The organism is Caldifarcimen microaerophilum, assembly GCF_055387105.1.
In genome coordinates this window covers 291749-302884 of the sequence record NZ_AP038914.1, presented here as the reverse complement: position 1 = coordinate 302884, position 11136 = coordinate 291749, and the positions used below count along the sequence as shown (strand labels likewise).

Sequence of the window (11136 nt, the reverse complement as noted above, 5' to 3'; positions counted from 1 at the left end):
TTCGGTCCGTGGATTGACCCGTCACTTTCCTCGATTCGGAAAATCCCCGGTGATGGCGGTTCAGGATCTGAATTTTGACCTCTACGCGGGGGAGATCCTTGCCCTTCTCGGACCCAACGGGAGCGGGAAAACCACCACCTTCCGGATGATTGCCACCCTGCTTCCCCCCACCCGGGGAGAAATCCGGTTCAGGGGGAAAGGCATTTTCCGCGAAGATGGGGCGTACAGACGGCGTCTGGGCTATCTTCCGCCCGAACCGGGGCTGTATCGTCATCTCACCGTGGAGGAGCATCTCGTGATCTGGGCGGGCCTTCAGGGACTCGAGGGGCGTGCCCGGCAGGAAGCGGCGGAATGGGCGGTGAAGCGGTTTGGACTCGAAGCTGTCCGAAAGCGGAGGGCGGGTCAACTGTCCACGGGATTTCGCCAGCGTCTTGCCCTGGCGCGGACCTTTCTTCACGATCCGGATCTCCTGGTCCTGGATGAACCCACGCGGGGGGTGGACGTGCCCACCAGCATGCTGGTGGAGGAAACGATGCGGGAGGCGCGGGATGGGGGGAAAGCGGTGCTTTTTTCCACCCACCTCATGGAAGAGGTGGAGCATCTTGCAGATCGGATTGTCGTAATCTATCAAGGGCGCAAAATCGCGGAGGGAACCTTGGAGGACCTCAGTCGCCTGACGGGGGAGCGAGGACTCCGGAAAATCTTTCTCCAGCTCCTTCAGCGTGGGCCGCGTGCTGTGCCGGGCTCAGATTAAGATACGGATTGATGGGGCACGCCGGCTCCAAGCTGTCCAGTTCCATCCTGTTCTCATCGTTACCGCAGAATCACCTTCCAGGTTCCAAGCGAAGTCCCGTTTTCCAGAACCTGAAGAAGATAAATGCCCGCAGGCAGTCCTCTGGGGGAAAGTTGAATGTCCCCCTCATACGGTGGGCGAAAGACCCAGGTCCGGGCTTTTCTCCCCAGAACGTTATACAGAAGAATGCGGTATGACGCCTTCTGTGCGGGGGAAAGCCGGAGCATCAAACGGGGTGCATAGGTCATCTGGACACGACCCGCGACCCCCGGATTCTCTCCCACCGCGAGGGCGTTGGTGACATAAGCCGCCACAAGCGGGGTGTTGGCCCATGAGAGGAACCGGAAAATCAGCGAATCGCTGGATGCTCCGGGGGTCTGGGATTCAAGGGGCAAAAGACCCACCCATCGCTTGGACGGTGTGGTGGCGGCAAGAATCACATTGGTTCGGATGGCGAGATCACTCCCTCCACCGTTCTGCAAACTGCTCACAAATCCCGACACAGCTGTGATCTGGTCGGAATACACCCGGGGCCATCCGGAATCGGCAGCCGACGAGGGTCCCCCGCAGTAGAGGGTGAAGCTCAAATCATCGGTCTGGGGAGGGCCTGCATCCACTCCGCTCACGGCAAAGGCATCCCCCACGGCCGTGCAGGAATCCACGTTCGCCGTGATCGAAGCAATCCCCAGGTAATCATACGGGAAACTTCCCGCAGCAAAGGTGGTGGTCCCCCGGTAATCTGCGCGGATATAGTCCTGGCCGGTCAAGAACAGGTCACCCCCTCCGTTGAGGAAAGCCGCCAGCGCGGAGGTGTCTCCGGCGAGAGCCGAGAGCCCGTTGCGGTTGTCTGCCCCCATCCACCAGATGACCACCTCAGGGGTCTTCAGGGAGGTGAGATCCATAATGCCCTGATCGTACGTGGGGTGCCCCATGAGTCCTGTGTACCAGGGGAGATAGTTGAGAGTCCCCTTCGCTCCCGAGGCGATGTATCGGCCAACGGTGGTTTCATACCATTCGGCGTGGGATCGCAGGGCATAGAGAGTCCCGTCAATGTTCATGGGCAGCCCGGTGTAATCGTCATACACAAGCCACAGAGGCGGAGCCCCTACCGGGATGAAAAAGTCCCCAAGCGTATCCGGCCAGGTCGTTCCGCCATCATAGGAAAAGGCCAGGGCGAACCAGAGCACCCGGTTGAGAGACACCGTATCATCCAGATGGATCCGGAAATACCCGTCTGCCGTGGCGCCGTGGGCCATGGTGCCGTAATCCGCTTCCCCATAGGTGGCGTTCACCCGAACCCCGGCCGACCGGGCGATGAGACGGGCGCGGACAGATCCGTTTCCACCATAGTTTTTCAGGCGGATATAAAAGGAAAACCAGTCCAGCACCCCGGGTTGTTGAGGTGGATAGGCCACCCAGAAGGTGTCCACCTGACCGCTCGTCCGGGTCCAGGTCACGCCCCATGGGGTGGACGGTCGGTCCACAATGATGGAATCCAGAACGGGAAGAGGTGTGGAGCGCCGGGCGGCGGCGGTGGAACAGGCAGCCCAGGCATCCACCAGTCCATAACCGAACTCCGTGTCCACCCCTGGCGCTCCGATGTCCACGGCTGTTTGCTGGAGGATGGCCCGGATGGTCTCGGCAGGCAGAGAGGGATTCACGCTCTTCACCAGTGCGGCAATGGCCGCCACATGGGGAGAAGCCATGGACGTGCCAGCATAACCGGACAGACGCAGGCTTTCCGGGTAGTTCACCGGATTCCCTAATAAATCTTGTGTTTCTCGGAAAGCAATGTTATAGATCCAGTCCCCCCAGCCGTCTCCGTTCAGATCTTCGTTTCCTCCGGTGTTGGGGTCGTAATCCCCGCCAGGTGCGGTGAGTTCCACCTCTGGGCCAGAGTTGGAATAACTGGCCAGGTTGTAGCCATAATCCATGGCCGAGACCGCGATGACTTCGGGGTACGCGGCGGGATAAGAGCAGTTTGTCGCACTTTCGTTGCCGCAGGCAGCGATGAGAAGCACGCCTTTGCTGTAAGCATATTGCACAGCGCTGGCAATGGAGGGATCATCTGTGGGACCTCCCAGGGACATGTTGATGATGTGAGCGCCGGAGTCCGCGGCGAGCTGGATCCCCGTGGCAATGTCGGTATAAGATCCCGAGCCGTCGTAGTCCAGCACCTTGATGGGCATGATGGTCACTTCTGGAGCGATGCCGGCTGCACCTCCTGCCACATATCCGTTCTGGGCGGCCAGATAGAATTCATGAGCTTGCTGGGCGATGGTGGTGGACACATGGGTTCCGTGGGCTGTTTCGGCATCGGGGGTGTCATCTCCGTGAACCACGTCCGACCCTCCGACGATTTTCACGCGTTTTGGCCCTTCCAGGGCCCGCGCGTACTGTCCGTTCACGCCGCAGCTGAAAATCCCGCAGTGCTGCTCAGTTGTGGGGATGGCAGCGTCTCGATAAGACAGCCCTGTATCGAGCACAGCCACCACCACGGAGGAGTCGCCTTTGGTGAGACGCCAGGCTTTGGGAACCTTCACAAGATAAAGGTTATACTGGATGTCCAGGAGGGCATCGGCGGGGACGTCCACATCTTTCCGGTTGGCGCTCCATATCTGCCGAAACCCATGAGCATACGCGATGTAGTTCCGGGTAATATACTGAACGCCGGACAGGTTCAGACCCCGGAGTTCCTGGATGGCCTGATCCACCGTTTTGCCTTTAGGGATTTTGAACACCACGAATTTGAGGACGTCGTTGCTTTTGTGCACCCGGTATCCTCGTGCCTGCAGCGCGGATACGAGCGTCTGTTTGGAAGAAGCCCGAAACCCCACCACGATCTCATCCTTCACCCATTCCGGTTTGGAGGGCATTTTCGGAGGAGTTCTCCGGGACTCACTCATCTGAAGATGGGCAAGCACCCCGTGGGATGCCCTGGGAAGGACATCCCACGTCATCAAACGTTGCTCCGGTGAAGGGACCAGGAACAGCAACATCCACAACATCTCGACCTCCCTGTTTTCTTCTCGCCGTTTTTGGACTGGCCGGTTATTTAATATATACGATTTTGCCCAGACCTCGTCAACCCCTCCTCATAGACCGTCCTGTGACATTCTGCCGTCCGCCGGGGTGTGGATCTTTTGCGGAACGCAGCCGCAGGCGTTGAAGGTTCTTTTCCGGGCGTGTATCCTTCCTTCACACGCGAAGGCCCACACGCTCGGGATTTCGCGAGAACACCACACAGGGGGTGAGGAACGTGCTGAAATGGGTTATGTCCAAAGTGCTGGGCACCCGGAACGAGCGGGTTTTGAAAAAACTCTGGCCCACCGTTCACCGGGTGAATGAAATCTATGAAACCTATCACGAGCTCTCCGACGAGGATCTCCTCAAGAAAACCGAGGAGTTCACCCGCCGTCTGGCCGACGGCGAGCCGGATATGGAAATCCTTCCCGAGGCCTATGCCCTGGTGAAAGAGGCGGCCCGTCGTCTGGTGGGGAAGAAATGGCAGGTCACGGGTCAGCCCTACGAGTGGGACATGATCCACTATGACGTCCAGATTCTCGGTGCCATCGTGCTTCACCAGGGCAAGATCGCCGAGATGGCCACGGGCGAAGGGAAAACCCTGGTGGCCACCATGCCCCTTTATCTCAACGCCATCATGGGCCGGGCGCGGGGGCTCCGCGGGGAAGAGATGTTTCTTGTGGACGGGGAGCCCCGGGGGATCGCCCATCTCGTGACGGTGAACGACTATCTGGCCCGGCGAGACCGGGAGTGGATGGGGCCTCTGTTTGAAAGCCTGGGCCTCACGGTGGATGTGATCCAGTCCGGGATGAACCCGGAGGAGCGGCGCAAAGCCTATGGGGCCGACATCACCTATGGGACCAACAACGAATTCGGGTTCGATTATCTCCGGGACCACATGGTGTTTTACAAAGACCAGAAGGTCCAGCGGGGCCACATCTATGCCATTGTGGACGAAATTGACTCCATCCTGATTGACGAAGCCCGGACGCCCCTCATCATCTCCGGTCCGGTGGAGCGCTCCAACGTGGAGCACTACCGGGAGATGAAGCCCTATGTGGAACGGGTGGCCCAGGCCCAGAAGCGCCTTGTTCACCAGTTGCTGGACGAGGCGGAAAAACTCCTTGCGAAAGGCGAACGGATGGAAGCCGCCCGCAAACTCCTCCAGGTCCGGAAAGGCCATCCCAAATCCAAGCGCCTGTTCAAACTCCTCCAGGAGCCCGACATGCTCCGGCTGGTGGACAAGGTGGAGCTGGACTATATGCGCGAAAAGAAGATGCACGAACTGGAGGCGGAGCTCTATTTCGTGGTGGACGAAAAGGGCCACACCGTGGAACTCACCGACAAGGGGCGGGAATTCCTCCAGCGTCTGGACAAGCGCCTGGAAGACCTGTTCCACATCCCCGACATCGCGGTGGTGGTGGAGGAGATCGACCAGCGGGAGGACCTTTCCCCGACGGAGAAGTTTGCGGAGAAGGAGCGGGTGTATCAGGAATACACCCGGAGGATGGACTACAACCATGCCATCAAGCAGCTTCTCAAGGCGTATATGCTCTATGAGCGGGACGTGGACTATGTGGTGCAGGACGGCCAGGTGATCATCGTGGACGAGTTCACCGGACGGCTCATGCCCGGTCGCCGCTGGAGTGACGGGCTTCATGAGGCGGTGGAGGCCAAAGAAGGGGTGCGCATCCAGGAAGAAACCCAGACCCTGGCCACCATCACCCTCCAGAATTATTTCCGGATGTATGAAAAACTGGCCGGGATGACGGGGACGGCGGCAACGGAAGCGCAGGAGTTCTGGGAGATCTACAAACTGGACGTGGTGGTGATCCCCACCAACCGTCCGGTGCGCCGGATTGACTATCCCGACATCATCTTCCGGACCAAGAAGGAAAAATATCAGGCGGTGATTGACGAAATCATCCGCTGGCACAAACTCGGTCGTCCCATCCTGGTGGGCACCACGTCCATTGAGGTTTCGGAAGTCCTCTCCCGTATGCTCCGGGCGAGGCGCATTCCCCACCAGGTCCTGAACGCCAAGCACCACGAGAAGGAAGCCCACATCGTGGCCAAAGCCGGGCAGAAAGGGGCGGTGACGATTGCCACCAACATGGCCGGTCGTGGCACGGACATCAAGCTGGGACCGGGTGTGCTGGATCCCTACGATCCGGAGAAGGTGAAGGAGGTTCTGGCGTCCATTGAAGAAGATCCCACCCGGATGTGGCAGGAAGCCATGAAGCGGGGCGGCATTCCACCCTATGACGAAAACGACAAATCCACGTGGGGTTATTACGGCCTCTATGTGATCGGAACGGAGCGCCACGAATCTCGCCGGATCGACAACCAGCTCCGGGGACGGGCCGGACGTCAGGGCGATCCCGGCGCTTCCCGATTCTTCGTGTCCCTGGAGGACGATCTCCTGCGCCTGTTTGGTTCCGACCGGGTGATGGAACTCATGGACCGATGGGGGAAAGACGAAGGACCTCAGGAGTCCCGAGCGGCCACCTGGGCCATCGAAAACGCCCAGAAACGGGTGGAAATGCACAACTTCCAGATCCGGAAGCGTCTCCTTGAGTATGATGATGTGATGAACAAGCAGCGGGAAGTGATCTATGAGATGCGGGATGAACTCATCGAGGGAGGAAACTTCCGGGATGTGATCTGGGGCTATATCGAGGACATTGTGGACGAGCGCATTGAAAGCCTCTTTGCCTCGGATCTTCCCTTTGAGGAGTGGCCCTGGGACGAATTCCGTCGTGGGCTGGCGCTGGAGTTTCTCACCGACTTTCACACCATCCAGCCCACCTCTGATCGCCAGGCCCTCCGGGAGGCGGTGCTCGCCATCATCCGCCGGGCGTATGAAGAGCGGGAGAAGGCCTTCGGCGAGGAGAAGATGCGGGAGATGGAGCGTTTTGTCCTTCTCTCGGTGCTGGACCGGGCGTGGCGGGAGCACCTGTATGAGCTGGATCACCTCAAGACCTGGGTCTTCTTCCGGGCCTATGCCCAGAAGGACCCGGTGGTGGAATACAAGCAGGAAAGTTTCCGGATGTTTGAGGAGCTCATGCGCCGGATCCGGGACGAGAGCATCCAGACCCTCTTCCGGATTCCGCTTCCTCAGGTGACCCTGCCGGTGAGCCGGCGCCTGAGGGAACGGATGGTGGCCTTCAAACCCAGCGTTCAGGAGGAACCTGTTGAGGCCGGCGCTCCCGCGGGGGGAAGTCCGGCCTCTCCCCAGCCGGCCGGTGGGCAGGCACCCCGTCTCTCCCGAGCCCAGCGACGGGCCATGCGGCGCCAGAGCAAACGTCGCACCGTCCGCCGGCGGGGCGACGTGGAGTTTGAATAAGGAGGAACGGCATGGACATCAGCACCACACCCCTCTGGGTGATCGCCATCTCGGTGCTTTTCCTTGACCTTGTGATCCTTGCCCTGGCCTTTGCCCTGTTCATGGTCATTGTGGACCTCCGGGTGCTTCTGCGCTCTGTCCAGCGGGCAACGGAACGGTTTGAGCGCCTGACGGATCGTCTGGAGGAGGAGGTGGGCGAACTCTCCGATTCGGCACAGGAGACGCTGGATCTCCTGAAGGAACACCCTCTCGTGCGGTTTCGCCCGGAATCCCTGGGGCTGGACCGGCTGGTGGGGCGGCTTGCCTTTGGATTCCTGCGGGGCAAACTCCGTCGCCGGAAGGATGCGTCCCCTTCTCGAGATTGACGCCGCCGCCATCCGGCGGAATTTCACCTTTCTCCGGGAGCGGATCGGTGCATCTTCAGGAATTGCGGTGGTGAAGGATGAGGGCTATGGCTTGGGGGTGGAGGCGGTGGTGCAGGCCTTTCAGGACGCGCCGGATGAAATTTTTGCCTTCGCCGTGGCCACCCTGGAGGAGGCGGAGGCCCTCCGGGAGCAGGGGGTTCCCCCCCAGCGGATCCTGGTGCTCTATGCCCCGGCTGACCCTGCAGAAATCCGGGATCTCCTGAACTCTCCTTTTCAGGTGGCGGTGGGATCCCGGCGGATCCTGGACCTGCTCGGGACATCCCCCCGTCCCGGACTCCACCTCCATGTGGACATCGGCATGCACCGGATGGGTCTTTCCGAAGATCTTGCGCAGACCGTGCTGGAAAGCTATCCCTGGACGGGTCTGATGCTCCATTTTCCCCTGGCCCCCTGGGAAGATCCAGAGGGCTATACGCTTCTTGTGGAGCGGGCCCGCCGGTGGATCCGGCTGTTCCGGGTGGCCCATCCTGACGGCGTGATCCACGTGGCCAACACGGCCCTGTCCCTTGCAGGGGAAAGGTGGCTTCAGGGAACCCTTCCCCGGGTGGGACTGGGATTGTGGGGTCTTGCACCGGAACCGGAGAAGGCAGATGGGCTGGTTCCGGCCTTCCGCCTCAAAGCTCCGGTGGTGGAGATCAAAGACGTTCCCGCTGGCGCCGGGATTTCCTATGGCTGGCGACACCGCACAACGCGGCCATCCCGGATCGGTGTGGTGGCGGTGGGATATGCAGACGGCCTTCCCCGGGCGCTCTCCAGCCGGGGATGGGTGGTGTATGCCGGAGAGCGTTTCCCCATGGTGGGGGCGGTCACCATGGACCTTCTGATGGTGGACTTCACGGACGGGCCGGTCCCGGAGGTGGGGGAAGAGGTGGTGCTTCTCGGGGAGACTCCAGCCATGTCGCCTTATGACTGGGCAAGGATGTCAGGAACCATTGTGTATGAAGTGCTTACGGGTCTGGGAAAACGGGCCCTTCGCCGCCTGATGCCGACCCACATCCCCTGAAGACCTGCCTCAAAGGCCCTCCCCTCAAAGAAATCGTGGTCCACACGTTTGATTTCGAAAGTCCCTGCGGGTGTGACTCCCACATTGTGGTCGATCATGAGTTCGGCCAGTGTCTGACCATCAATGAGCACGATCCGGCAGTCAATCCGGTGGACGTAGTCCCGTGCGTCCCGGGTGAAGGATGAGGTGGTGATGAACACCCCTTTCCGGGCTTTCACTCCTTCCAGCGCCCCCACAAATTTCTGAATTTCGGGACGTCCTACGGGAGCCCCCACCGTTTGGCCTGAATATACACTACGTCCAGACCGAGGGGGTCTTCCTTGATCACCCCGTCGATCCCTTCGTCCCCGGATCGGCCCACGGCCTGGGCGGCCTGCCGTAAGGTCCCACCATATCCCATCCGTACGAGGAGCGTCACCACCAGGCGTTCAAAAAATTCCGGAGATACCCGGGAGAGCCGCTCCCGGAGTTCTTCCACCAGGGCTTCCCGGAGATCTTCATAGGCGTGTTCCATTCTTTCTTCCGGGGTGGATGCCTCCTCCACCTGGGAAGCGCTGGATATCCCGGAAATTGAACGCCGGCGACGGGCAGCACGCTGACGGTTTTCTTCCTCCCAGGCGCGATAGGAAGGGAACTGACGAAGGAAGGCAAGATCAATGGAGCGGGGATGGGACTGGAGCACCTTCATTCCCTCCGGTGTGATCTGGAGATATCCCCGCTGAGGGCTCATGGCAAGTCCCGCTTTCACCAGATGGAGCCGTGCCCACCATACCCGATTATCGAACCGACGCCCTCCGCTCGGAATCAAATCGTTACGCTCTTCCGGCATGAGGGCAAACCGGTCTGCAAGGAGATCGATGAGATCGCGCAGGGCATGGGGCTTTCCATCGGCGAGGGTTTCCAGGAGAGGAAGAAGGATGTCCTCAAAGGTGGGGATGGCCATGGGCCAGACCTCCTTGCTCGGGTTCTGGAATGGATTATACAGATCCTGCCAGATCCTTTCCACGCCCTGACCGTTCGCGATGGGTGCTGTATCTTTGCGGCTGTCTGCGGGTGCCGGGAAGTGGGTGAAAATCCCACGCTGCCCCCGCAACCGTGACCGGCGCCCCGTTCGGGGCAGGGGAACCTGAACGCCACTGGATGGTGGGGTCGAAAGGCTCGCCATCCGGGAAGGCGGTTCCCTGATGCCGGAAGCCGGGAGACCGACCCGCAGACCAGGGGAATGCCCCCGGGGGTAAGGGGCAGGGCCCGCATCGCCCTTCCTCCCTTTTCCCCGGGACACACCCAGAAACCTTCAAACCCAACAGGAGGTCGGACATGCTGCGGTACGGTGTGCTCACGCTCCTCGCCCTGGGTGTGCTCCCGGCCCGGACCCTCTTCTGGGTGGCCGAAGGAGATGGAAAAATCCAGGGTGCGTCGGTCTCTCCTCTCCAGATCTACGCGGAACAGAGTTTCTCCGGCGTGTGGGTCAACGAAACCCACGTCCGGGACACCGTCCTCTACGTGGTTTCGTCGGGAGAGGCCACCGTCTATCGTTTCCGCGCCGATTCCCTCACTCCCCTCGCCCCCTGGACGCTTCCTCCAGGAAGCAACCCCTACAGCATGGCCTTCGGTCCATCCGGTGAAGCGCTGATCACCCTCTATGCCTCCGATACCGTGGCCCTGGTTCAGGGGAACACCACCACCTACGCCCCCACCGGCCGTTCGCCGGAAGGTGTCCGGGCGTGGGGAAGTCAGTTTGTGGTGATCGTCACCGGGTATGACCGGGGCAACTTTCTCGCCGATACGGGGGGCATCTATCTCCATGACGCCACAACCGGGCAGGCGGTGGATTCTTTCCCGAAACTGTGTGTGAATCCCCAGACGGGGGTGGTGGAGGGCGACACCCTGTGGCTCCTGTGCACCGGGGATTACGCCACCGTCGGAGGCAAACTCCTGAAAATCCTCCTGCCGAATGGGACCCGCCTGGATTCGCTGGACCTTTCAACGTACTTCCCCACCGCTATCTGGCAGGATCCTGCCACCCGGACCTTCTATGTGTCGGGGTACCGCGCCGACTGGAGCCAAGTGGTGCTTCGCGTTGAGGGGGGCGTCGCCCAGGAGATTACGGCGTTCACAGGGTTTTCCGGCACACCCTATCGGGACTCTTCCGGGGTGATTTATTTCCTGGAGCCGAATTTCGCCGGAAACGGTCGTCTGGTGGCCTACGATCCTGCGGGGGACACGCTGGTGGCCGAGATCCCCGTGGGATCAGGTGCCGTGGGGCTTTCCTTCTACGATGGCATGGTGGTCAATCCGGATGTGGACGTGGCGGAAGGAGCGCCGGTTCCGAAAGGCGTGCGACTCCAGGGACGGGTGCTTTGGGTGGATCGGCCGGGAGCCTGGACCCTGCGGGTTGTGGACGTGGCGGGACGGGAAGTGAAAGCCGTCCGGGGCTATGGAAAAGCGCACATCCGGCTGGATCTTCCCCGGGGGGTATATCTCCTGCGACTGAATGCCCGTTTCGCCGGACGGGTTCTGATCTGGTGAACACCGTGCGCCCCCT

General features: G+C 60.7%; 8 protein-coding genes and 1 riboswitch. Of the genes, 5 read left to right on the top strand and 3 right to left on the bottom strand.

What is annotated here, in order from left to right; genetic code table 11:
- Positions 1-52 precede the first annotated feature (52 nt).
- Complete coding sequence (locus AC6HU3_RS01435; protein ID WP_497474028.1) at positions 53-754, top strand: ABC transporter ATP-binding protein; 702 nt, start codon at positions 53-55, stop codon at positions 752-754.
- A gap of 59 nt (positions 755-813) precedes the next feature.
- On the opposite strand, the gene AC6HU3_RS01430 is transcribed toward AC6HU3_RS01435, so the two are convergent.
- Complete coding sequence (locus AC6HU3_RS01430; RefSeq protein ID WP_497474027.1) at positions 814-3801, bottom strand: S8 family peptidase; 2988 nt, start codon at positions 3799-3801, stop codon at positions 814-816.
- Between the two features lie 251 nt (positions 3802-4052).
- On the opposite strand from AC6HU3_RS01430, the gene secA reads away from it, so the two are divergent.
- Genes secA through alr form a run of 3 tightly spaced genes read left to right on the top strand, consistent with a single transcriptional unit; the run spans position 4053 to position 8591 of the window.
- Positions 4053-7163, top strand: a complete 3111-nt coding sequence (gene secA / locus AC6HU3_RS01425) for a preprotein translocase subunit SecA (protein WP_497474026.1) — start codon at positions 4053-4055, stop codon at positions 7161-7163.
- Positions 7164-7174: 11 nt separating this feature from the next.
- Positions 7175-7528 carry a hypothetical protein gene (locus AC6HU3_RS01420; protein ID WP_497474025.1) on the top strand — a complete coding sequence of 118 codons (354 nt, stop codon included), beginning with the start codon at positions 7175-7177 and terminating at the stop codon, positions 7526-7528.
- Positions 7506-8591: an alanine racemase gene (gene alr / locus AC6HU3_RS01415; RefSeq protein WP_497474024.1), complete on the top strand. Its 1086-nt coding sequence runs from the start codon at positions 7506-7508 to the stop codon at positions 8589-8591. The genes AC6HU3_RS01420 and alr overlap by 23 nt, the downstream gene beginning before the upstream one ends.
- On the opposite strand, the gene AC6HU3_RS01410 is transcribed toward alr, so the two are convergent.
- Together AC6HU3_RS01410 and AC6HU3_RS01405 are read right to left on the bottom strand one after the other, a co-directional pair.
- Positions 8492-8809, bottom strand: a complete 318-nt coding sequence (locus tag AC6HU3_RS01410) for a restriction endonuclease (protein ID WP_497536274.1) — start codon at positions 8807-8809, stop codon at positions 8492-8494. The two genes, alr and AC6HU3_RS01410, sit on opposite strands and share 100 nt — an antisense overlap.
- Positions 8810-8850: 41 nt before the next feature.
- On the bottom strand, positions 8851-9597 hold the full coding sequence (locus tag AC6HU3_RS01405) for a restriction endonuclease (protein WP_497474023.1): 747 nt from the start codon (positions 9595-9597) through the stop codon (positions 8851-8853).
- 28 nt (positions 9598-9625) lie between these two features.
- A riboswitch (cobalamin riboswitch) is annotated at positions 9626-9816 on the top strand.
- Between the two features lie 92 nt (positions 9817-9908).
- Here AC6HU3_RS01405 and AC6HU3_RS01400 point away from each other — a divergent pair.
- The gene (locus AC6HU3_RS01400; RefSeq protein WP_497474022.1) at positions 9909-11120 is read left to right on the top strand and encodes an NHL repeat-containing protein; all 1212 of its coding nucleotides are present in this window, start codon (positions 9909-9911) and stop codon (positions 11118-11120) included.
- Positions 11121-11136 lie beyond the last annotated feature (16 nt).

Bases quoted from the DNA above. Each gene is read 5' to 3' on its own strand.
- AC6HU3_RS01435 (WP_497474028.1), top strand. From the start codon at position 53: ATGGCGGTTCAGGATCTGAATTTTGACCTCTACGCGGGGGAGATCCTT.
- AC6HU3_RS01430 (WP_497474027.1), bottom strand. From the start codon at position 3,801: ATGTTGTGGATGTTGCTGTTCCTGGTCCCTTCACCGGAGCAACGTTTG.
- AC6HU3_RS01420 (WP_497474025.1), top strand. From the start codon at position 7,175: ATGGACATCAGCACCACACCCCTCTGGGTGATCGCCATCTCGGTGCTT.
- alr (WP_497474024.1), top strand. From the start codon at position 7,506: ATGCGTCCCCTTCTCGAGATTGACGCCGCCGCCATCCGGCGGAATTTC.
- AC6HU3_RS01400 (WP_497474022.1), top strand. From the start codon at position 9,909: ATGCTGCGGTACGGTGTGCTCACGCTCCTCGCCCTGGGTGTGCTCCCG.